The organism is Flavobacterium magnum (assembly GCF_003055625.1).
GTDB lineage: Bacteria > Bacteroidota > Bacteroidia > Flavobacteriales > Flavobacteriaceae > Flavobacterium > Flavobacterium magnum.
Map to the genome: position 1 here is coordinate 3114575 of NZ_CP028811.1, position 22146 is coordinate 3136720.

A 22146-nucleotide genomic window follows, 5' to 3' on the forward strand; every position below is an offset into this window, starting at 1 on the left:
CGTTAGCGGTAATTTTAGCCGCGCAGGATTCTAAAACCACGTATGAAAAAAGCACTAAAAATAGTATTGATCATGATTACTTTAGTAATCATAGGGTTTATTGCTTTTTGGGCATTAGTTTTCTATGATATGAATCCATGTGGAAATAAAGTTGCAAGTACATTTTTTTCACCAAATAAGCAATTCAAGATTTTGGTTTTCGAAAGAAACTGTGGCGCTACAACAGATTTTTCGACACAGGTTAGTCTTTTAAGACATAATCTTGAATTGGAACACGATGATGAGGGAAATATCTTTTCTGCGGATAGAAATTACGGTGATGCAGAAATCGATGAAAATGGAAATGTGTATTTAAAAGCTACTTGGCTTAACAATAACAAAGTATTGATCACTTACGATTCAAAAATTAGAATATTTAAAAAGGAAAATAAATTAGATGGAATCACGATTCTATACAATAAAAACTACCGCTAACAGCGGTTTCACGCAATTGCTGCTTCCCTTGTAAAATGAACGACCTTTTTCCATAACTTCGTTTTGTCCAGCCGAGAGTACTCAGCTTCGAAAGCCGCAACTGACGTGAAGCCGCCGGACGTTAGGCGAAAATTTTAATCACGACGATGAAAAGATTAACAACTTACATAGATAAATTTATTTTATCTCATTTACGGATAAACGGATTTGTATTTTTATCAGATGAATTGATTTTTGTCAATGAGGATATTGAAAAAATCATTAATAGTGTTCCTATTACTCTGTCCGCTCCATCAGTTAAATCTAATAGCAAAATCGATACTTTAAAACTGGTACTTGACATACTAGAAAATTATAATACTGGTCCAGCCGCAATCAAAAATGAATTACGAGCGAAATTTATTACTTTAATTGAATATCAGTTGTTTCTCGAAGAAAAAGGTTATGACAACAGATATACAAAACAAGTGCGGGAGTTAATTAAAAATTACATCTTAAATAAATATAAGACATATAAATTGCAACGCGACCGCTATATTTATAATCCAAGGAAGCTAGAAATAAATTTCGTTGAATCTCTTGAAAATTTTATAAATATAAGTACTAGAAATTTTTCAAAAAATGATAATATATTTTATCGTGGGCATTCAAATATTCATTGGGATGTAATACCATCTATTTATAGGAATGGTTGGCAAAAAAATGAGCATAAAATGTTTAGAGAAATTATTATTAGGAATTCTGAAGAATTTCTCAATACAAAATCAACATTTGAAAAATTAACAATAATGCAACATTACGGACTTCCAACACGGCTATTAGATATAACTAGAAATCCGTTAGTCGCGCTTTATTTTGCATGCTACGATCCTGCTCAAAAAGATTTTCCTGGAGAAATTTTAGTATTTACACCTGAAGAAAAAAATATTAAATATTATGATAGTGATACTGTAAGCATTCTTTCTAATTTAGCTAAAGCCGAAAGAGACTTAGACAGCAATTTGACAATGTTAGAATTTAATGGCTCATTGCCAGGCTTAAAATTACTCCATCTGATAAAGGAGGAAAAACCTTATTTCTTGCCGGAAATGCAGCCTTCAGATTTAAATAAAACACTAATAGTCAAGCCTATAAATAATAATAGTAGAATTAAAAGGCAAGCTGGATATTTCTTTTTATTCGGCATCAACTATGTGATGGATAAACCAGCTAGTATCAATTCTATATATAAAAAGGGAAAAGTTGTTGTAAGATATTTCATTGATAACAATAGTAAATCAGCTATTTTAAAAAGTTTAGAAAGCTTAGGAATTAACAGTGAATCATTATTTCCGGAAATTGAAAATGGCACAGAATATTTAAAGAACAAATATTAAATCTTCGCCTAACAGCGGTTTCACGCAATTGCTGCTTCCCTTGTAAAATGAAACATCTTTTCCATAACTTCGTTCTGTCCAGCCGAGAATACTCAGCTTCGAAAGCCGCAACTGACGTGAAGCCGCCGGACGTTGTGCGACATTTTAGGCGCAGCTACCAAAATAAGAACTTAATAACCAATAATTATATATAATATGTCAAATTTCTATTGCGAATACTGCGGTGTAAAAGCGTCAAGTATTTCAAGTTTAACAATCAATTCATGTCCACGCCATCCATTAGGAAATTCGAAAGGTAAGCATAAACTTTATGAAGGAAGTGAAAAATCAAAGTACAGTTGTAAATATTGTGGAACCTCTGCATCAAGTATTTCGAGTTTAACGATTAATTCTTGTCCTAGGCATCCAAATGGAAACTCAAAAGGAAAACATGCTCCGACTCTGTAAACTTAAAATATAAATAACATGGATATTATCACTTCACAATTTCAAAAATTCACTTTCCTATCTTATTTAACTTTAATAGTAGTTGTTTTATGTTATTTGGTTTCTTTAGGAAGTAATCTCAAAGAAGACAGATCTAATAGTCCATTATGGACATTAGTAATTTCAAATATCGCATTCAATTATTTTTTATCTACTGTTCCAATTTATACTGACACTTATACTAAAGCGTTATTTTTGTTGAGTACTTTTTGTATTGTTTGGTATTTCTGGATTAAAGTTAACGAGAATCAAGAAAATGAAGATAGAGGCTTTTTACAAAGCGGAAAAGATACAATTACTAAAGGTTATGGAAATGCAAAACAAGCAGTCAAGAATAAGGCTTCTAAAACTGTTGGTGGTGGATTTCTCGGAGATTTAGCTGAAAGTGCAATCGACATTGGCTCAAAGAAAACTGACAGCAAACTTTTTGGTTTTTTAGATTTTTTAGGTGATAGTGGGGAGTATTTTCATCCTTCAAGAGGAACAATAAATAGATTTAGAAATTTACTTATCTTAGCAATGATAATCATAATGTTTTATATTACCTAATCCCAAAAATTAAAACGTCGCACAACAGCGGTTTCACGCAATTGCTACTTCCCTTGTAAAATGAACCGCCTTTTTCCATAACTTCGTTCTGTCCAGCCGAGAGTACTCAGTTCCAAAAGCCGCAACTGACGTGAAGCCGCCGGACGTTAGCGGTCATTCTTAAAAACGAAACCCGTAAAATCAACTTATGAGCACATTTAGCATGGAAATTATGTCAGACAATGACATGTGTGTAGAAGTTTACTGTAATAAATGTGGTAACAAATTTTCATCTGAATTAGATATTAATTTTAAGACTCCAGAAATAATAATCCAAAGTGACGGTGTACTTTATTGTTTGTATTGTGAAGAGCCTTATGAATACACATTAAAATTCGACAGCAATAAATTAGAGATTAAATTTTTTGACGAATTATTCGGATCTTTAAAAATTAGTGAAAAAATTCATTTAGAGGAATATGAAACATCAACTCCTGATAAGTCGAAGAGATTTTACAATCTACAAATCGAAAGATTGGAAAAGATTTTGAAACTTAGTTCAGGAGAACATATCATTGATCAAGCGTTATACAGATTAATCTATTCAGGAGTTATTACTTCCTTAGAAACTTACCTAAGTGAAATTTTTGCACAAGTTGTTTTTCATTCTGAATACACTCTTGAAAAATTTACTTCTTCATATGAACCTTATACAAAGGAAAAAATTTCATTACATGAGATCTTTAAAAAATTCAATAACCTTGAATTAAAAGTTAGAGATGATTTGGACAATTTCATCTATCACAATATTCCAAAACTTATTAGCATCTTCAACATTTTCGATTTCGAAATTGATAAATTTGATAAAATTAAAAATGTCGCCACTTACATCCAAAAACGTCATAGTTTTGTTCACAAAAGCGGAGTCGGTGAAAATGATCGTCTACAGGAAGTTTCAGAGAAAGAGATTCTATTTATTATTAATGATGTAAATATGCTAGTCGAGTACATTCATAAACAGATTGAGAAAAAATGCTTTTTGCCATATGATGATGATTTTCCTTTCTAGAACGACCGCTAACAGCGGTTTCACGCAATTGCTGCTTCCCTTGTAGAATGAACGACTTTTTTCCATAACTTCGTTCTGTCCAGCCGAGAGTACTCAGTTACAAATGCCGCAACTGACGTGAAGCCGCCGGACGTTATGCGTGATTTTTGTTGTGTTGAAAGTTGGAGCTCCGCTCCTATTTGGTTTTGGTTGATTGGCTTGTGACTACATACGTTTACGTTGTCTTGGGATCAATATTAAAACCAACGCATAACAGCGGTTTCACGCAATTGCTGCTTTCCTTGTAAAATGAACTTCTTTTTTCCATAACTTCGTTCTGTCCACGCCGAGAGTACTCAGTTCCAAATGCCGCAACTGACGTGAAGCCGCCGGACGTTATGCGATATTTATGACCGAACGAACGATCCATGAACCCACAAAAAATTAAATTACTCACTATATTTTTCTCCTTATCGATATTTATTATTTCACTTACACAAAGTGCTTTTAAGGCTGAATTTAATAATTCTAATCATATGGAATCGTTACATTGCTTTTTAATGGGAAGCATAGCCTTTTTAGGCGGTGGATTACTTGAAGAAATCATATGGATGGCAAATCCTATAGCATTACTTTCAATTTTTTTACTTTTGAAAGGAAATAAAAATGCTTTAACCTTTGCGTTTATTGCTTTTGTTATCGCTCTTTCATTTAGTCTATGGAAAAAAGTTTTGAAATCTGAAAGTGGAAGTCAAATGCAAATAATTTCTCTTGAAGAAGGTTATTATCTATGGATTTTAAGTATTGCTATTTTGTTAATTGGAAACATTTTATACTTCCAAAAAATCAAATTTCCAGACAAAATAAACATCGCATAACAGCGGTTTCACGCAATTGCTACTCACTTGTCAAATGAACGCGCTTTTTCCATAACTTCGTTTTGTCCACGCCGAGAGTACTCAGTTCCAAAAGCCGCAACTGACGTGAAGCCGCCGGACGTTACCTGCAAGCGCTGCAAAAATCGCGTAAAATCAAATTATGGAGATAGGAAAACAATTTAACAGCTTGCGTTTTGAAGATTATTTTTTTTATATCGACAATTATAAAAAATATTCTGACTTTAATACTTTGGGATTATATCGTTCACTTTCAGAAAATGAAAAACTTAATCTCGAACAGAAAATTTCCATTAGAGATTATGCAAACAAAATATTTGAAAAGACATTTAATTTTTTGCAAGTAAAAGATCCCTGGACGTACATAACGGTGCAAACTTTAGGATTAGAACTAACGGATGGTGACAAGGAAGAAATGTGGCGTAAAATATTTATAAATCAGGAAAAAATATTGCGCGAAAAAAGAATAAAACACAAGAATTTCGGAGAATATTCCAAGCATAACTGTGGTTACGAAACATGTCCTATGAATGGCATAATGATTAAGCAAGGTTCGTTTATGGCCGATTACGAAATGTGTATTGGAAATATCAATAGATATGTACAAAAACAAAAGTCTGAAAAAAGAAAATCAGATAGAAAAAGCGAAAGCCAAATTATTAATAACGAATTGGATTTAGAATAATGCGCCAGCAGGTAACAGCGGTTTCACGCAATTGCTCCTACTCTTGTAAAATGAACTTCTTTTTTCCATAACTTCGTTCTGTCCACGCCGAGAATACTCAGTTCCAAAAGCCGCAACTGACGCGAAGCCGCCGGACGTTAACTGCAAGTTTAAAATCACGAACCATGAATCAACACCATTTCAAATTCACAACGCTTGCATTTGCACTAACTACTATTTGGACACTTTATGGGTTCTTTGAATATTTTACTGAAGATCAAGGTTTGTTTCACGGATTGGGTGTATTAATGTATTTCATTGGAAGTATGGCTGTTTCTCTTTTTGTTTCAATTGTATTAATATTTATGCGGCTTGTTTTTTGCCGATCAGAACGAAAGCATTTGATTACAGATCACTTTCTATATATTACAGTCGGAATATTCAACTGTTACTTTTTTATCATTTGGTTGATTTGTCTTTTTCTTAAAGATTTAATTCTTGATACGGAAATAAGCCTTTTTGCTTTAGGTAATTTATCAGTATCAATATTCATATTCTTTGATGTTTATTATAACAAACGCATACAACGTGAAGTAACAATTGTGGGATGAAACAAAACCTGCAGTTAACGGCGGTTTCACGCAATTGCTACTTCCCCTGTAAAATGTAACAGCTTTTTCCATAACTTCGTTCTGTCCAGCCGAGAGCACTCAGTTCCAAATACCGCAACTGACGTGAAGCCGCCGGACGTTACCTGCAAGCTCAACCAAAATGACGCAAAAGCCTATAATGAAATCACTTCCTAAATATTCGAAAGAACAGTATGAACTTGTGAAAGATTCAAGAAATGTACTTTTTGACTATTGTAAGACAATTTCTGCTGAAGATTTCATAAATCAGAATAGTTCATTCGGTCGCGGTGGTAGTATGAGAAATCTTTTAGTCCATATTGCTAACACTTACCAATATTGGATTGCAAACGTTTCTCTGAGAAAAAATATAGCTTACGATGAATATGAAACTGTAAAAGATATATCTGACGCAATCAGGTTGTTCAACGCTGTTGATGAATTTATGAGTGACTTCTTCGAAAGAATGGATTCGCTCACCGAGATTCAATACGAGATTAGCGGGGTAAAAAAAGTTAGTGACAGCTTTAAGATATTTACACACGTCATTACACACGAATTCCATCACAAGGGACAAGTTTTATCGATAAGCAGACATTTGGGATACTTTCCAATTGATACAGATATTATGCGATAGAGCCTGCAGGTAACAGCGGCTTCACGCAATTGCTGCTTCCCTTGTAAAATGAACGACCTTTTTCCATAACTTCGTTTTGTCCAGCCGAGAATACTCAGTTCCAAAAGCCGCAACTGACGTGAAGCCGCCGGACGTTAGCAGCAAGTTTTCAACCAAAATGACGCAAGCACTAAGATGATATTTGAATTGCAATTTGAAGAAAGCGTATATAAAGCACAAATGGAACTTTTGTATGAACTTGGCTATAGCAAAAAAATAAAGTATTATAAAAATTCACATGTTTTCGCGTTGACGACTATAATACTTGGTATAGTAATCGTAGTAAATAAAAAGGATGTTGGTTATGTTTTTATCCTGCTTGGATTAGGCGTTTTAATAGAATATATTATCTTTTTTATAAAGCAAAGAAAACTCTTGAAAAAACACAATGCAGAACAAATAGAAATTATTGAGGCTTTTACTAAAAACCCATCGGCCATTTTTGAATTCACTGACGACGGATTTAGTTATTCTGATCATAAAGGGCGAAAAATTATTCCTTGGAGCGATTTTTCAAGTTTTAAAATTTATAAAGACAATATATTCTTGTTTACAAAATCGTTTGAGTCATACATATTAGGCAAAATAGAAATTGGCAGTGAAGCCTATGCACATTTATTGCGTTTTTTAGAATCACGATTTAACAAAACCAGCTGCTAACAGCGGTTTCACGCAATTGCTGTTTTTCGTGTAAAATGAACTTCTTTTTTCCATAACTTCGTTCTGTCCAGCCGAGAATACTCAGTTCCAAAAGCCGCAACTGACGTGAAGCCGCCGGACGTTATATGCTAGCGGTACCAAACATTGAACAAAAATCCCATAGAAGAGAGTTACTCAAATTTTTCTAACTTAAAATTTATGGAAAATATTTTCGTTGTGAATTAAATATCTTGAAAATGAAAAGTATTAAAAAAGTATTTCTTGGATTTTCGCTAATTGCACTGACAGCAATCTTTATAATCTTTTCCATTATAAGTTCTGAGAAAAATCATTTAAACATTTTTAAGAAAACAAGGCTCGGAAAATCTCAGGCAGAACTTGAAAAACTTTGGGGAAAACCCAATAAAGAATTGAAATATAAAACCGGCGAAAAAACAATTTTTTACTACACTGTTTTAAATGAATTTGTGTTTAATATTGACAAAAAAACAAACGTAAAATTCAAATACAAAGACAACTTCTGAGATAATTCCGCCAGCATATAACAGCGGTTTCACGCAATTGCTGCTTACCGTGTAAAATGAACTTCTTTTTTCCATAACTTCGTTTTGTCCACGCCGAGAGTACTCAGTTCCAAAAGCCGCAACTGACGTGAAGCCGCCGGACGTTACCTGAAATTCGATCGAGCTACATAAAACTGAAAAGTATTCATCATTCGACAGGCTTTTTTTTACATTTACTTTAAACATTAAAATATAAAACATGAAAGGTTTCATAAAGGTGATTGACATAAATGATAAAGAACATTTTTTGAACATTGATTATATAATTAAATTTACGCCAACTGGTCAAGCTCATAGGGGTAATGCCATTGTTACTACCGTAAGTGAAACAATACAAACTACTACAACAGTTGATGAAATTGTTGATATGATAAAACTTCAATAATATGTACACTCATAAAGAAGCACAGAAAATAGCTAATTACTATTTGGAAAAAGTAATTGGCAAACCTTTAAGTAAGGCTAAAGCAAAATCATTACCTATTACAGAAATAAAGATTGAAGAATTAAATGATCATACTTTTAACGTATTTTGCTATGGGAAAGCTTCGTCAAGTGTTATCTTTTTTACAACTATAGACCTCGTCGCAAAAGATCTTGAACTTTTAGGTCCAGATGAAGTTTTAAAACTCGAAGATTAGAAGAAGAATTTAGAAAGCAAACTCTGACCACGAACTTCAGGTAACAGCGGTTTCACGCAATTGCTGCTTCTCTTGTAAAATGTAACCGCTTTTTCCATAACTTCGTTTTGTCCAGCCGAGAGTACTCAGCTTCGAAAGCCGCAACTGACGTGAAGCCGCCGGACGTTACCAGCAATTGTCAAAAAAATGAAGGAAACTGCATTAATAATATTACTTTTTTCAAGTATATCTTGTTTTTCACAAGTAAATAAAATTAATTCCGAAAGAATTAAAGAACTTCAATTACAATCTATTACAGGTAGTTCAATATATATAAAAAATGGATATCTAAATATTGAAGATGGTGGAAACACATTTATGGAACTGTATAACAACGAAGGAAAATTAACCGAGCAATATTTTGCAAATTTAAATGGCAAAAACAAAACCAATTTAAAGTTCTATTATAGTAAATGTGACTTCTATGATAAATCAGAAGAAATCACAAAAAATAATGGTAAAAACAAAGTAGTGAAAACAGTAAAAGTCATTTATGATGATTTATGTAGAGAAAGTAAAATAATATCTATAAATGAAAATAATAAAATTGTTGAAATTGAAGAACTAAATTATAACAATGAGAATAGAAAAGTTTCTTGCATTTCTAAAAACTTAAAAAACGAGATAACTAGTAAAATTATTTTTTCATATCCTGAAAAAAGTGCAGTAGAAGAAAAAGCATATTTTGAAAACGATAAATTTTGGTATCATTATAAAATAAAGAAAGATGAAAATGGAAATGAAATAGAAAGCGTAAGTTTTGATGAAACTGGAAAAATTTTAAATATTGAAACAACTAAATATCAATATAATAGTGGAAAAGTCATTGAAGAATTACACTTTACAGAAGATAATGTTTTGAAGTATAAAAAAGAATATTTATACAACTCTGATAACCTAATTGAAAGAATTACAACAACTAGTAAAGAATTTGGAATAGACATGCCTAATTTAACTGAAAATGTACAAATTGAAATTTATTATTACACAAAAAAATAACTGCTGGTAACAGCGGTTTCACGCAATTGCTACTTCCCTTGTAAAATGAACTTCTTTTTTCCATAACTTCGTTTTGTCCAGCCGAGAGTACTCAGTTCCAAAAGCCGCAACTGACGTGAAGCCGCCGGACGTTATATGCCATTTTACCGCAACTGACCTTTACACCTTGTATGGAAGAAATTAGAAAAAGAACCAAAGTACTGGAATACTCGCTAAAACTTGAAAGTTTTGTGAGCTATGAACTGGCAAATTTACTAGATATTTCAGATTATAAAAGTTCTAAATCACTGGGAAACGGTTCTTCAGCTCTGAGTATAAATCAGAAGTTAAACTTACTCTTAGACGTTGAAAATATAGATAAAAAAGAGAAATCAACGATCGAATATTTTATGTCAATTCGAAATCAATTTATGCACAATATTGACGCAGTCAGTTTTAGTTATGTAATTAGAAAATTAGACGGCTTAGAAAATAAATTAAAAAAAGAGTACCCGCATAACTTTAAACAAAAAAATGACGAAAAAGGGTTTGAATTATGCATAGAAAGTTTATTTCACGATTCAATAAAGATATTACTTGATCAGAAGGGAAATAAACTTCGAAAAATTATGCTTCTAGCTGCTGCTGAATCTCATGAAATATTAAAGGATAAACTTCGTGAATCGTTAGACAAACAAATTCAACTGCTTGAAGATTTCTTTAAAAACTATCCAGAAGACAAAATTGACAAGTATCTTGTACTTACTAAAATCGTTTTGATGGATATTGAAATTGAAAAAGAAACAATCGATAATACTTTGATTGAAATTGAGAAAATAAAAAATCCTCAAAAAAACACCAAAAACGGCATATAACAGCGGTTTCACGCAATTGCTGCTTCCCTTGTAAAATGAACTTCTTTTTTCCATAACTTCGTTCAGTCCAGCCGAGAGTACTCAGTTCCAAATGCCGCAACTGACGTGAAGCCGCCGGACGTTACCGGCAAGGCTGACGCGCCGAACTCAAAATCAACTATAATGAATGAATTTTACGATTTATTTGAAAAGGATAATCACTTAAAACCTGATTTCAATAAAACTGAATTTGAATCTTTAGATTCTTGGGATTTTGGTTGGGCAATATTAGAACCTATTAATCTGGCAGCCGATAAGGAAAGTGAAATAGAATTGTCAAAAAGATTTTCTCCTGGACAAAAGGCTCTCTACTTCTTTTGGTACCTCGACGGAGAAGTTACAAATGGAGGTTTTATACAATTCTACTGGAATGAAAACAGAAAATATTTGCCTGCAATTTTAAAAGGCTTGAAATTAATCGGCGATAATGAAATGATTACTCTCGTTGACAATGCTGAAAAAGTTTATTTAAAACATATACAGAAATTTGAGACTGGAAATTCGCAAGAAGATTTTGAACATCTTTATAATGAACTGACTGAGTTTGAAGATTTAGATTTAAAATATTACGAAATGCACGACAACACAATGTCACTGATTGAAAAATATGCGAAACAAAATCCAAATGAATTTCTGAACTTAATTTAAGCCCAGCCGGTAACAGCGGTTTCACGCAATTGCTGCTTTCCTTGTAAAATGTAACAGCTTTTTCCATAACTTCGTTTTGTCCAGCCGAGAATACTCAGTTCCAAAAGCCGCAACTGACGTGAAGCCGCCGGACGTTATATGCCATTTTTAACGAATCGAACGTAAAATGACCAGCCGAATTATATGCGTTGTCTTTATTGTGTTACTTACAAGTTGTAAGTCGAAAACACAAATGGAGCAAGTTCTTGCTGACATGAATAAAAAGAATTCTTTCTTTGACTTGTACTATTTATCCAGCAGTAATTTCTACATTACTACAAAATTCAGCGAGTGCGGAGAATGGGGCGGTCATAAAGAAGGTATGAAAATCTTTTCTGATGTAAAAAGAAAACAATATAAACTTGACTATTACAAACTCTCTTTTGACTGCGAAAACGTGCAAAACGCAAACATCGATACTTTAGTTCATAAAACAATCTTATTAAATAGCCATAGCCAAAACGCCATAAATAAATACTTGCAAGAATTAGTAATTGCGAAAGTCAGGTCAAAATTTCCAGGTCATTCCGGCAATTATTTTACCGCTGCGAGTGCTGATTCGACATTTCGCATTGAGCTTTATGATGCTGACAAAAGGAATTTAAAAAGCTATAGTCATCTGTTGAAAAAATTGCGCCTGAATTAAAACGGCATATAACAGCGGTTTCACGCAATTGCTGCTTTTCGTGTAAAATGTAACCGCTTTTTCCATAACTTCGTTTTGTCCACGCCGAGAATACTCAGTTCCAGAAGCCGCAACTGACGTGAAGCCGCCGGACGTTAGCAGCAAGTTTTCAACCAAAATGACGAAAATACTAAGATGAGATTTGAATTGCAATTTGAAGAAAACATATATAAAACACAAATGGAGTTTTTGTATGAACTTGGATATGGCAAAAAAATTAAATACTATAAAAACTCACATCTTTTCGGTTTAGCTATGATCATACTTGGTATAGTAATTGTATCTAATAAAAAAAACATCGGGTATGTTTTTATAGTATTAGGATTAGGAGTTCTAATAGAATATATTCTCTTTTTTATTAGTCAAAGAAAACTCTTGAAAAAATATAACATCGAACAGACAGAAGTAATCAATGCCTTTAATAAAAACCCATCTGCCACACTTGAGTTTACTGACGAAGGACTTAATTATTCAGATTATACAGGGCAAAAACTTATCGCTTGGAGCGATTTTTTAAGTTTTAAAATTTACAAAGAGAATATATTCTTAATTACAAATTCATTTCAGCCTTATGTGTTAGGCAAAATAGAAATTGGCAATGAAAATTATGATCAATTATTATCTTTTATAGAATCGCGACTTAATAAAACCAGCTGCTAACAGCGGTTTCACGCAATTGCTACTTCTCTTGTAAAATGAACCGCCTTTTTCCATAACTTCGTTTTGTCCAGCCGAGAGTACTCAGCTTCGAAAGCCGCAACTGACGTGAAGCCGCCGGACGTTAGCTGTTATTTTGCAACGACCTTTCTAAATTCACGAAACTAAACACATCCAATTATGAATGACATTATCGAAATTTTGAAAAGCAGCAAAACAATGTATATACTGTTCATCAGTCTTTTTATATTTATCATTTTGAGTTCAATATTTAAAAAAAGATTAACACAAGTTGGCAAACCCTATAAAACCATTTCTAACATTTTGATTTTTGGAGTTTTGTTATTGAGCATTGCAAATGCTTTTTTAAACCAGAAATATGATAAATTGGTAATCTTCTTTGTTATTGTTTTGCTTCAAATCGCGTTACCCAAATTTGTCAAATGGTATGATAATAGGGTGCGAAGTTTTAATAATCGTTAGCAGACAAAATTAAAACAACAGCTAACAGCGGTTTCACGCAATTGCGGCTTCTCTTGTAAAATGAACTTCTTTTTTCCATAACTTCGTTTTGTCCACGCCGAGAATACTCAGTTCCAAAAACCGCAACTGACGTGAAGCCGCCGGACGTTAGCAGAAATAGCATCAGCAAGCCGTTAAATAAAGACATCATGAGTAACAATAAAATAATTTTAGGAGGTTGTATTGAGCAATTTAAATCAGATAATGAGCTTACGAACACTGAAAGCGAAATGTTTGAATTATTTGCATTAACTCAAATTACAAAACAACATGATCTAGCTTTTGAAGATATTCAAAATTCAATAGTTGATGGTGGTTTGGATGGGGGGATCGACTCTTTATTAATAATGGTTGATGATATAATACCTGAAACATTAGACGAGCTTGAAGATATGAAGTTTGGGCGTAAGACTCAAGTTCTTATAAAAATATCTCAATGCAAGAAAGAGAATAGTTTCAAAGAAAGTAGTATCGACAAACTAATAACAAGTCTTCCTGAACTTTTCAACTTGTCAAAAAATGAAAATGAATTGCTAGTCAGGTTTAATCCTAGTTTGGTCGAAAAAGCTTTAATCGCTAGAGAAGCTTGGAAAAAATGTACAGTCGCTGGTGGACAGATAACTATTAACTTCGATTACTGCACCTTTTCAGAAACAGTAGAAATAAATGGTGCCTTTTCTGCAAAGGTTGATCAACTTAAAACAATTGCATCAACATCTTTTGTAGGAGCAAGAATAGAATATGCTAATTACAGTAGCGAAGAGTTACTTCGCCTCTATCAGTCTCACAAAATCGAGAGATTATCACTGACTTTTAAAGAGAATCCATTATCAACAAGCTATGAAAATCATGGTATAGGATATGTTGGGACAGTTAAGCTTGCGGAATATAAAAGATTCCTCAAAGACGAGGACGGATCAATTAGAGAAGATCTTTTTGAAAGCAATATTAGACACTATCAAGGGAAAGTTGACGTAAATGAAAAAATAAAGGCTACTATAGAAACTCCAATCGATGAGGATTTTTGGTGGCTAAATAATGGCATTACAATTATTGCTGAAACTCCGTCATTAGTTGGGACTACACTTTCAATTGACAATGTTCAAATAGTAAATGGTTTGCAAACATCTTATTCAATCTTTCTTCATCACAATGAAAGTGAAGATGACAAGCGATCTGTTTTGGTTAAAGTGATTATCAATAACAATAAGAAAACTATTGATCATATAATTGCTTCAACTAATAGTCAAAATCCCGTTTCTCCAGCACTTTTAAGAGCCACTGATGATGTGCAAAGAGAAATAGAACTGTATTTTGGTAATGAGGGATATTTTTATGATAGGCGTAAAAACTATTATAAAAACCAGGGAAAACCAGCTTCTAAAATTTTCGGTATACAATCTAACGCACAAGCCGTTGAAGCGATAGTATTTAATAATCCTCACGTCACTAGGTCAAAACCAACGTCGCTTATAAAAGATGATTCTACATATAAGAGAATTTTTAACACCTCTATCAATTATAAACTATACTTAAATTGTTGTTTGGTAACTCAAAAAGTTAGTGACTTTCACAGGACTATAACTGATGCGGGAATTAAAAATAATCTTTCGAACTTCAAACTCCACCTTGCGAGAGTCGCAATGTGTTTACTAGCTAGTAAAGCCAGTCCAACAATTGTCGAGATATCAACTTTAGATGTTTCAAATTTTAATCAAACTATTTTTGATCAAGCTAAAGATATCGTCAATGGAGCGATTATAGATTATCAAGTTGCTAATCCAGGATCGAATCTAATAAATATGGCCAAAGTTAAACAGTTTACTGATTTCCTCACGATTAAACTCGAAAGTCGATTTTAGCTACTTCTGCTAACAGCGGTTTCACGCAATTGCTACTTTCCTTGTAAAATGAACTTCTTTTTTCCATAACTTCGTTCTGTCCACGCCGAGAATACTCAGTTCCAAATGCCGCAACTGACGTGAAGCCGCCGGACGTTATATGCAACCAAACCTCAGAACTCATGGAAAAACATTTATATTTTTTTGCAGTTTTATGCATAGCTTTTTTTAGCAATGCGCAAAATGTCCCTCCTCCAATTGATCCGAGTCATCCTGAACTTGACAGAGTAAAATTATTTGTTTTTGTGGGAGAAAAAATTGATGTCGAAAGGATTAAGACTGAAGAATACTCATTTGACAATCTATTCACAGTAAAATATAAAGTGATTAAAGAATTGTATGGTCATATTCAAAGTGATACATTAGAATTTCGTGTCGGTGATCACTATGGTGTTCCAGTTTTTACGCAGTTCAAGAACGTTTTGTTATATGTAAGTCAAAATAAAGATGGTAAGTGGTATCACCAAAAATATCAATATTCTGATGTATATGAGACAATCGATGGAAGGTGGGCAACGCCTGGTAAAGATTTCGAATATTGGCATGAGTACAATGAAAATCCACCCTTCCAACCAGAAAAAATAATTTTCAAAGAACAAATTTGTATTGACATCAGCAATATTGATAACGAGGTAATTGAAACTCGCGTTAAACCATATTACGAAGTAGAAGGTAAAAAAGCATGTGCAAAAATGGGCAATTACGTCGAAGAACTTTTTGAGCTTAAGAAAACTGGTGTACTTCACGCACGAGGATTATTTTAGCGGCTGCATATAACAGCGGTTTCACGCAATTGCTGCTTCCCTTGTAAAATGAACTTCTTTTTTCCATAACTTCGTTCTGTCCAGCCGAGAGTACTCAGTTCCAAAAGCCGCAACTGACGTGAAGCCGCCGGACGTTGTGCGCAATGCCGCGAAAAACCTGACGTAAATGAACTTTTCTGAAAATAAACACTTGTCTCTAAAATCCGGGAATGAAAAATTCAACTTTGAAAAACAAAATCTTGATTTTTCTTTGCTTGATTTTTGGCGTTGGAGCGTTTCTGATATTTTAAGCAATGCAACACGAGGAATTTTGGCCGAATTTATAGTTGCCAAAGCTTTGAATGCTGACATTGCAAAAATCAGAAATGAATGGGACGCATACGACTTGGTCACTTCAACTGGAATAAAAGTCGAAGTTAAATCAAGTGCTTACTTGCAAACTTGGGAACAAATAGACTATTCAAAAATTAGTTTCAGCACTCGAGCCGCAAAACCTTGGGATATGTCTATTGACAAAAGATCCGAAATTGCAATCAGAAGTGCAGACGTTTATGTTTTTTGTTTGCTAAATCACAAAGACAAATCAACAGTTGATCCACTGAATCTCAATCAATGGGAATTTTATGTTTTAGCAACAACAGAATTGAACAATTATCAGAGAAGTCAACATTCTATAACTTTAAATTCTCTCAAAAAACTTACACAAACTTTGCAATACAATGAAATAAAAAATGAGGTTGAATTAAAATTTGAACTCTAATTGGCACAGCGCACAACAGCGGTTTCACGCAATTGCTACTTTCCTTGTAAAATGTAACCGCTTTTTCCATAACTTCGTTCTGTCCAGCCGAGAATACTCAGTTCCAAATGCCGCAACTGACGTGAAGCCGCCGGACGTTATGCGTGATTTTTGTTGTGTTGAAAGTTGGAGCTCCGCTCCTATTTGGTTTTGGGTGATTGGCTTGTGACTACATACGTTTACGTTGTCTTGGGATCAATATTAAAACCAACGCATAACAGCGGTTTCACGCAATTGCTGCTTACCGTGTAAAATGAACTTCTTTTTTCCATAACTTCGTTCGGTCCAGCCGAGAGTACTCAGTTCCAAATGCCGCAACTGACGTGAAGCCGCCGGACGTTATGCGTGATTTTTGTTGTGTTGAAAGTTGGAGCTGCGCTCCTTTTTGGTTTTGGGTGATTGGCTTGTGACTACATACGTTTACATTGTCTTGGGATCAATATTAAAACCAACGCATAACAGCGGTTTCACGCAATTGCTGCTTCCCTTGTAAAATGAACTTCTTTTTTCCATAACTTCGTTTTGTCCAGCCGAGAGTACTCAGTTCCAAACGCCGCAACTGACGTGAAGCCGCCGGACGTTAGCCGTAACCAATCCAAAAGTCGCGTATAACCAAATGAGGAAATTTTTATTTATTCTAGCTTTATCGAGCTTATCTTGCAAAGAAGTAAAAAATACGGAATCTGAAAATGGAGTAATTTCTGAAAATGATTTGTATAGTGTTATCAACTCATTACAAAATTGTGCCCCGAAAGGCACAATTTATTATTCTGAAAATGATACACCATATGATAAAAACTTCATCGAGACGTATAAACTGGATTCAATATTCAGCACTGAGGATGTGGACTTTTTCAGAAAACAAATGAAAAAAGCCACCGATTTTAAGTTAAATATACAAAAGACTAAATGCGACAGAATAATAACCAAGCACAACATAAACAAAATGCGTTTAGAAAGTAAAACTGACGAAATTTTTTGGGAAAAGATTCGGATGAAGTATGGACCGTTAACATGTTTAGCTTACATAAAACTTCCGATATTCTCAAAGGACAAAAATTATGTGATTTTTTCCAGCAACTATTCAACTGGTCCGCATTCGTTAGGTGGATCTATAGAAATATACAAGAAAATAAATAATAAATGGAAACGCTTTCATTCATTATCGGGATTGATGAGCTAATTTGGCTACGGCTAACAGCGGTTTCACGCAATTGCTACTTTTCTTGTAAAATGTAACACCTTTTTCCATAACTTCGTTTCGTCCAGCCGAGAATACTCAGCTTCGAAAGCCGCAACTGACGTGAAGCCGCCGGACGTTACCTGCAACATTACCACGAATGAAACACTTTTCTAAAATAACGATCTTTTTACTCGGCTTGAATTTTTCATGTAACAGCATTGCGCACAAATCGCATTCGGAAGGTTTTCGAATTTTAAAAACTGAAAAACTTAAAGATTATAATCTGATCACTTTTACAAATGTTTCAGACACAATTCTAGCCGTTGCAAAAAAAGACATTTCTGAAAATTGCATACTAAAACAAATAGCCAACTATGGAGCCGAAAAAAATTATGAAAAAATAGGGGCTCTTAACGATAAAGGCGATAGCATTATTTTTGTTTACAAAATGACGGAAATAACAAATAGAAAATTATATACAGGAAGTGGCGCTTCTGGTCAATTAGATAAAACATATATTGACACTTACAACTCCTCTCCTATCGTACTGAAAAAGTGCGAATAAATGCTGCAGGTAACAGCGGTTTCACGCAATTGCTTCTTTTCTTGTAAAATGTAACCGCTTTTTCCATAACTTCGTCTTGTCCAGCCGAGAGTACTCAGTTCCAAATGCCGCAACTGACGTGAAGCCGCCGGACGTTGTGCGCAAGCTTGGCGCGACGGGACCGAAATAACGCAAAATGACAAAACAAACGAATGATAATTGGCCCGCTTTTGATCCTAAAACCTGGAAAACTATACCAGCGTTTACAGGTAAAATTGCAACTGAATCTGATGCTAAAACTAGCAAAGCTGTATTCTGTTTAAAAAATCTTGATGAAACGCAACACAAAGCTTATAAAATTGAACTCCCAAAATTGGCTTACTTAATAGATTCTGAAAACGGAGACAAAGAATTAATCGTGTTAATCCAAGCTGAAGAAACTAACCGAGGAATTGTTGTTGGTTATAGAAATCCTAAAGGCGGAAACGGCGCCTGTTTCTATTACGAACTGCAATTACTAACTGAAAACGAAGTTACTGCTTTGGTAAAATAAAGCCTACGCACAACAACGGTTTCACGCAATTGCTACTTTTCTTGTAAAATGAACCGCCTTTTTCGATAACTTCGTTTTGTCCACGCCGAGAATACTCAGTTCCAAATGCCGCAACTGACGTGAAGCCGCCGGACGTTAACTGTAATACATGACAAACTTTCAAACCAAATTCAACTATTTTATCTTTGTTCTGCGAATAATTTTAACTTTGTTCGCTGGCTCAATGCTTATCTTTACGGTAATTGTTTCTCCAAGTTTATTAGAAACTGAAAAAGACAGTTTTGCAATAATTTCTGGGGTTATCCTTTTTGCGCTTTTGTGGGGATTTCTATGTTACAGAGTTGCAAAATTAGTATTTACTCAAATCCATATTTTCGATTTTAAGAATCATGAACTGACAATCATTAACGCTATAACCAAAGTAGAAAAACAAATTAAACTTGACGAAATTAGAGGTTTTAGTACATCACAATATCAAACGAGAGTTTGGGATTTTAAATCTGTTATAATATATTATGAAAATGGCAGAAAAGAAGAACTACCGCAATTTTTATACTTAAATTTTAAAAAGATACCTGTAGCATTAGAAGCAATCGGAATAAATAATTTTGGGTATGAACCTTTTGTTTGGAAATTCTTTGATTCAAGACATTACAAATATTGATTGTACTACAGTTAACAGCGGTTTCACGCAATTGCTAATTTCCTTGTAAAATGAGCTTCTTTTTGCCATAACTTCGTTTTGTCCAGCCGAGAGTACTCAGTTCCAAAAGCCGCAACTGACGTGAAGCCGCCGGACGTTATGCGATAGAGCCGAAAAACCTTATAAACATTGAAAACTTTAGTCTTATTAGCGTTTCTATTAATAGCTGTGAAAAGTGAAATACCAGGAATCTACAGAAGCCATTTTGGTTCAACTCTCACTTTAAATAATGACCATACTTTTTATTACTCTTGGAAATTCGATTTAGCGTCATCTTGGTCACAAGGAAAATGGACAAACAATAAAGATACAATTTACTTCGACTTAATTCCTGTATACGATACTTTGAGATTAGCTGACAAACCTGATTCACTTGTTTTATCATCCACAAACAAACCAAAAATAATTACTGACAATAATACTTTTGCAATTACCGCAGTTTCAGGCGGAGGCCAAAATAGATATCCAATCATGATAAAGCTTTTTCATAAAAATGGAAAGCTATACGTTATTAATAATTCCGGAAAATTAGAAACAAAAAAAGTAAAATCTTTATCCAACACTAACGAAGAATATAAAACTTGGTTTTTCAAGAAATAATTGCTCCATCGCATAACAGCGGTTTCACGCAATTGCTGCTTGCCTTGTAAAATGAACTTCCTTTTTTCATAACTTCGTTCTGTCCAGCCGAGAATACTCAGTTCCAAATGTCGCAACTGACGTGAAGCCGCCGGACGTTACCAGAAATGGCTAAACTCGTCCCTAATAAAACCTGATGGATAAATCGCACGACCCACTTTTTGAAAAACTCCCTGATATTGAAAAATATCGAAACGATTTACATTCTTTGAAAAGTCAAAACTTCACAGGCAAATCGGTAGCCGAAATAAGTAATTCAATTTTTGAGAAAGCAATTATTCTTCCTACAATTACTTCAACAACGGAAATTGCAAATCTAGGAACTTCTCTTTTTTATAGGGTTAGACTTGTTGATCCTAAAGATTTAAATAAGGAGGATCTCAGTCTTATACAGTCATTTTCCTATCCACCTCCTTTTATTTGTCATAGCAATGGACGCGCCAATTTAAAAAAAACAACTGTTTTCTATTGTGCATCAACCGGAGATGCAGCTATGCGGGAAAGTAATATAGAAGTGGGAAGCGAAGGATTTTTAAGTGTTTGGGGAATTGAACCGAAAACAATTCTAAAATTTGGAATTCTTTTATCTGACGAACTTCCCAAAGAAAATCCCTGGCGACCAGTTGTAGATTATTTAAATGGCGAAGAATTTCAAAAAATTCATCTGGAAGAGGAAGGCGATTATTATGAACACATGCGCGAAGTAAGGAGATTTTTATACAATCAATTCATGCATGAGTTGAATCCCTACCCTATCACTTCATATATTTCAAATAAATTGCTTTATCAACGTAATGACTTAGATTTTATAGCTTATCCTTGTGTAAAAAGGTCTCATAAGCAAATAAATTTTGCATTTCACCCAAACTCGGTTAATCAATTTCTCAAAATTCAACGTGTCTTTAAATTCAAAATAAATTCGATAGATTCTGAAGGTATTTCATTTGATATAAAAGGTGTAGCACATTTCAATGGTACAAGAGTTGAGTGGCAGAATTCTTATCAAAAAACTGATGAAGAATTTCTTGGCGCCATTACACCACTATTCTAATTGCCACTTCTGGTAACAGCGGTTTCACGCAATTGCTGCTTACTTTGTAAAATGAACCACCTTTTTCCATAACTTCGTTCTGTCCAGCCGAGAGTACTCAATTCCAAAAGCCGCAACTGACGTGAAGCCGCCGGACGTTGTGCGCAAGCTTTGACCGAAACTGACGAAACAATATCGAATAGAAATTAGAATCAGCGCCGATAGCATTCATAAAAAAAAATATCGAGCATTTAAAATTTGTTGCACATAAGCTAAAAAAAATGACTAATGAAAGCAAAATCTATCTTAATTCTCTCCATAATCTCAATGATTTTATTCTGTACAGTCTTTTTCAATTTCTCATTTTTTCTAATTTTATTCCCAAACCACGAACCGTATATATCAGTAACCCAACAAATGCGTGAAGCTTTACTTTTTGCAACAATCGTCAGTGTATCACCTTGGTTAATTTATCTTATTGGGAAACGGAATTGGGAAAAGAGCGTTAAAAATTAAGCCTGCGCACAACAGCGGTTTCACGCAATTGCTGCTTTCCTTGTAAAATGAACTTCTTTTTTCCATAACTTCGTCTTGTCCAGCCGAGAATACTCAGTTACAAATGCCGCAACTGACGTGAAGCCGCCGGACGTTACAGGCAATTGCTCCGTGTCCGAAATGACGATTTTCGTAATTGAATGGCTCGGCTTGTGTAATCACAAATTAACTTCTCTCCATTTTTCAAAGAGCGACTTTGTGGCTAAGCTTTGAAACCTTGGCCGGGATTTTCTGATCTCCATTTACTTTTCTTCTTGCCGAGAAATCTCTGCGAAGCTCAATTGGGCTGTATTGCTGCTTAAGTCTTTGTCAATTTCTTTGTATTGAAAAATGCTGAAAATTTCGTTTTCAA

25 protein-coding genes are annotated in these 22146 nt (G+C 34.1%); all 25 read left to right on the forward strand.

What is annotated here, in order from left to right; all coding sequences use genetic code 11:
• Positions 1-42: 42 nt before the first annotated feature.
• On the forward strand, positions 43-474 hold the full coding sequence (locus tag HYN48_RS13365; RefSeq protein WP_108372524.1) for a DUF5412 family protein: 432 nt from the start codon (positions 43-45) through the stop codon (positions 472-474).
• Positions 475-620: 146 nt separating this feature from the next.
• Positions 621-1850, forward strand: a complete 1230-nt coding sequence (locus HYN48_RS13370; RefSeq protein ID WP_108372526.1) for an FRG domain-containing protein — start codon at positions 621-623, stop codon at positions 1848-1850.
• A 465-nt stretch (positions 1851-2315) separates the two neighbouring features.
• Entirely contained in the window at positions 2316-2885 is a 570-nt protein-coding gene (locus HYN48_RS15200; protein WP_146171790.1) for a hypothetical protein, read from the forward strand.
• Positions 2886-3072: 187 nt separating this feature from the next.
• On the forward strand, positions 3073-3933 hold the full coding sequence (locus tag HYN48_RS13385) for a hypothetical protein (protein ID WP_146171791.1): 861 nt from the start codon (positions 3073-3075) through the stop codon (positions 3931-3933).
• Between the two features lie 407 nt (positions 3934-4340).
• Positions 4341-4790, forward strand: a complete 450-nt coding sequence (locus HYN48_RS13390; protein ID WP_108372535.1) for a hypothetical protein — start codon at positions 4341-4343, stop codon at positions 4788-4790.
• Between the two features lie 160 nt (positions 4791-4950).
• A complete protein-coding gene (locus HYN48_RS13395) occupies positions 4951-5493 on the forward strand; it encodes a hypothetical protein (RefSeq protein WP_108372537.1) in 543 nt (180 codons plus the stop codon).
• A gap of 768 nt (positions 5494-6261) precedes the next feature.
• Entirely contained in the window at positions 6262-6738 is a 477-nt protein-coding gene (locus tag HYN48_RS13405; RefSeq protein ID WP_108373661.1) for a DinB family protein, read from the forward strand.
• A gap of 174 nt (positions 6739-6912) precedes the next feature.
• Positions 6913-7437: a YcxB family protein gene (locus HYN48_RS13410; RefSeq protein ID WP_108372541.1), complete on the forward strand. Its 525-nt coding sequence runs from the start codon at positions 6913-6915 to the stop codon at positions 7435-7437.
• 236 nt (positions 7438-7673) lie between these two features.
• Positions 7674-7961, forward strand: a complete 288-nt coding sequence (locus HYN48_RS13415; RefSeq protein ID WP_108372543.1) for a hypothetical protein — start codon at positions 7674-7676, stop codon at positions 7959-7961.
• Positions 7962-8199: 238 nt separating this feature from the next.
• Positions 8200-8385 carry a hypothetical protein gene (locus HYN48_RS13420; RefSeq protein WP_108372545.1) on the forward strand — a complete coding sequence of 62 codons (186 nt, stop codon included), beginning with the start codon at positions 8200-8202 and terminating at the stop codon, positions 8383-8385.
• Position 8386: 1 nt separating this feature from the next.
• The gene (locus HYN48_RS13425) at positions 8387-8641 is read left to right on the forward strand and encodes a hypothetical protein (RefSeq protein ID WP_108372547.1); all 255 of its coding nucleotides are present in this window, start codon (positions 8387-8389) and stop codon (positions 8639-8641) included.
• Positions 8642-8827: 186 nt separating this feature from the next.
• Complete coding sequence (locus tag HYN48_RS13430) at positions 8828-9679, forward strand: hypothetical protein (protein WP_108372549.1); 852 nt, start codon at positions 8828-8830, stop codon at positions 9677-9679.
• A 170-nt stretch (positions 9680-9849) separates the two neighbouring features.
• Complete coding sequence (locus tag HYN48_RS13435; RefSeq protein WP_108372551.1) at positions 9850-10533, forward strand: hypothetical protein; 684 nt, start codon at positions 9850-9852, stop codon at positions 10531-10533.
• Between the two features lie 162 nt (positions 10534-10695).
• The gene (locus HYN48_RS13440) at positions 10696-11220 is read left to right on the forward strand and encodes a DMP19 family protein (protein ID WP_146171792.1); all 525 of its coding nucleotides are present in this window, start codon (positions 10696-10698) and stop codon (positions 11218-11220) included.
• Positions 11221-11452: 232 nt separating this feature from the next.
• Positions 11453-11905, forward strand: a complete 453-nt coding sequence (locus HYN48_RS13445) for a hypothetical protein (RefSeq protein ID WP_146171793.1) — start codon at positions 11453-11455, stop codon at positions 11903-11905.
• Positions 11906-12079: 174 nt separating this feature from the next.
• Positions 12080-12604, forward strand: coding sequence for a YcxB family protein (locus tag HYN48_RS13450; RefSeq protein WP_108372557.1), 525 nt, complete (start codon positions 12080-12082; stop codon positions 12602-12604).
• A 668-nt stretch (positions 12605-13272) separates the two neighbouring features.
• A complete protein-coding gene (locus tag HYN48_RS13460) occupies positions 13273-14985 on the forward strand; it encodes an AIPR family protein (RefSeq protein ID WP_108372561.1) in 1713 nt (570 codons plus the stop codon).
• Positions 14986-15146: 161 nt separating this feature from the next.
• Entirely contained in the window at positions 15147-15788 is a 642-nt protein-coding gene (locus tag HYN48_RS13465) for a hypothetical protein (protein WP_108372563.1), read from the forward strand.
• A gap of 166 nt (positions 15789-15954) precedes the next feature.
• Positions 15955-16548, forward strand: coding sequence for a hypothetical protein (locus HYN48_RS13470; protein WP_108372565.1), 594 nt, complete (start codon positions 15955-15957; stop codon positions 16546-16548).
• A 655-nt stretch (positions 16549-17203) separates the two neighbouring features.
• Positions 17204-17770, forward strand: coding sequence for a hypothetical protein (locus HYN48_RS13475; protein WP_108372567.1), 567 nt, complete (start codon positions 17204-17206; stop codon positions 17768-17770).
• Between the two features lie 157 nt (positions 17771-17927).
• The gene (locus HYN48_RS13480; protein WP_108372569.1) at positions 17928-18335 is read left to right on the forward strand and encodes a hypothetical protein; all 408 of its coding nucleotides are present in this window, start codon (positions 17928-17930) and stop codon (positions 18333-18335) included.
• A 175-nt stretch (positions 18336-18510) separates the two neighbouring features.
• Positions 18511-18867 carry a hypothetical protein gene (locus HYN48_RS13485; protein ID WP_108372571.1) on the forward strand — a complete coding sequence of 119 codons (357 nt, stop codon included), beginning with the start codon at positions 18511-18513 and terminating at the stop codon, positions 18865-18867.
• Between the two features lie 148 nt (positions 18868-19015).
• Positions 19016-19531 (forward strand): hypothetical protein, encoded by a 516-nt coding sequence (locus HYN48_RS13490; protein ID WP_146171794.1) that lies wholly within the window; start codon positions 19016-19018, stop codon positions 19529-19531.
• A 168-nt stretch (positions 19532-19699) separates the two neighbouring features.
• Positions 19700-20170 (forward strand): hypothetical protein, encoded by a 471-nt coding sequence (locus tag HYN48_RS13495; protein WP_108372575.1) that lies wholly within the window; start codon positions 19700-19702, stop codon positions 20168-20170.
• 175 nt (positions 20171-20345) lie between these two features.
• Positions 20346-21260: a hypothetical protein gene (locus HYN48_RS13500; protein ID WP_108372577.1), complete on the forward strand. Its 915-nt coding sequence runs from the start codon at positions 20346-20348 to the stop codon at positions 21258-21260.
• Positions 21261-22146 lie beyond the last annotated feature (886 nt).

Excerpts from the sequence above, each read along its gene's own strand:
- HYN48_RS13420 (WP_108372545.1), top strand. The coding sequence starts at position 8,200 with ATGAAAGGTTTCATAAAGGTGATTGACATAAATGATAAAGAACATTTT.
- HYN48_RS15200 (WP_146171790.1), top strand. The coding sequence starts at position 2,316 with ATGGATATTATCACTTCACAATTTCAAAAATTCACTTTCCTATCTTAT.
- HYN48_RS13365 (WP_108372524.1), top strand. The coding sequence starts at position 43 with ATGAAAAAAGCACTAAAAATAGTATTGATCATGATTACTTTAGTAATC.
- HYN48_RS13435 (WP_108372551.1), top strand. The coding sequence starts at position 9,850 with ATGGAAGAAATTAGAAAAAGAACCAAAGTACTGGAATACTCGCTAAAA.
- HYN48_RS13385 (WP_146171791.1), top strand. The coding sequence starts at position 3,073 with ATGAGCACATTTAGCATGGAAATTATGTCAGACAATGACATGTGTGTA.
- HYN48_RS13475 (WP_108372567.1), top strand. The coding sequence starts at position 17,204 with ATGAGGAAATTTTTATTTATTCTAGCTTTATCGAGCTTATCTTGCAAA.
- HYN48_RS13450 (WP_108372557.1), top strand. The coding sequence starts at position 12,080 with ATGAGATTTGAATTGCAATTTGAAGAAAACATATATAAAACACAAATG.
- HYN48_RS13500 (WP_108372577.1), top strand. The coding sequence starts at position 20,346 with ATGGATAAATCGCACGACCCACTTTTTGAAAAACTCCCTGATATTGAA.
- HYN48_RS13490 (WP_146171794.1), top strand. The coding sequence starts at position 19,016 with ATGACAAACTTTCAAACCAAATTCAACTATTTTATCTTTGTTCTGCGA.
- HYN48_RS13460 (WP_108372561.1), top strand. The coding sequence starts at position 13,273 with ATGAGTAACAATAAAATAATTTTAGGAGGTTGTATTGAGCAATTTAAA.
- HYN48_RS13470 (WP_108372565.1), top strand. The coding sequence starts at position 15,955 with ATGAACTTTTCTGAAAATAAACACTTGTCTCTAAAATCCGGGAATGAA.
- HYN48_RS13405 (WP_108373661.1), top strand. The coding sequence starts at position 6,262 with ATGAAATCACTTCCTAAATATTCGAAAGAACAGTATGAACTTGTGAAA.
- HYN48_RS13425 (WP_108372547.1), top strand. The coding sequence starts at position 8,387 with ATGTACACTCATAAAGAAGCACAGAAAATAGCTAATTACTATTTGGAA.
- HYN48_RS13485 (WP_108372571.1), top strand. The coding sequence starts at position 18,511 with ATGACAAAACAAACGAATGATAATTGGCCCGCTTTTGATCCTAAAACC.
- HYN48_RS13480 (WP_108372569.1), top strand. The coding sequence starts at position 17,928 with ATGAAACACTTTTCTAAAATAACGATCTTTTTACTCGGCTTGAATTTT.
- HYN48_RS13465 (WP_108372563.1), top strand. The coding sequence starts at position 15,147 with ATGGAAAAACATTTATATTTTTTTGCAGTTTTATGCATAGCTTTTTTT.
- HYN48_RS13415 (WP_108372543.1), top strand. The coding sequence starts at position 7,674 with ATGAAAAGTATTAAAAAAGTATTTCTTGGATTTTCGCTAATTGCACTG.
- HYN48_RS13440 (WP_146171792.1), top strand. The coding sequence starts at position 10,696 with ATGAATGAATTTTACGATTTATTTGAAAAGGATAATCACTTAAAACCT.
- HYN48_RS13370 (WP_108372526.1), top strand. The coding sequence starts at position 621 with ATGAAAAGATTAACAACTTACATAGATAAATTTATTTTATCTCATTTA.
- HYN48_RS13445 (WP_146171793.1), top strand. The coding sequence starts at position 11,453 with ATGGAGCAAGTTCTTGCTGACATGAATAAAAAGAATTCTTTCTTTGAC.
- HYN48_RS13410 (WP_108372541.1), top strand. The coding sequence starts at position 6,913 with ATGATATTTGAATTGCAATTTGAAGAAAGCGTATATAAAGCACAAATG.
- HYN48_RS13430 (WP_108372549.1), top strand. The coding sequence starts at position 8,828 with ATGAAGGAAACTGCATTAATAATATTACTTTTTTCAAGTATATCTTGT.
- HYN48_RS13395 (WP_108372537.1), top strand. The coding sequence starts at position 4,951 with ATGGAGATAGGAAAACAATTTAACAGCTTGCGTTTTGAAGATTATTTT.
- HYN48_RS13390 (WP_108372535.1), top strand. The coding sequence starts at position 4,341 with ATGAACCCACAAAAAATTAAATTACTCACTATATTTTTCTCCTTATCG.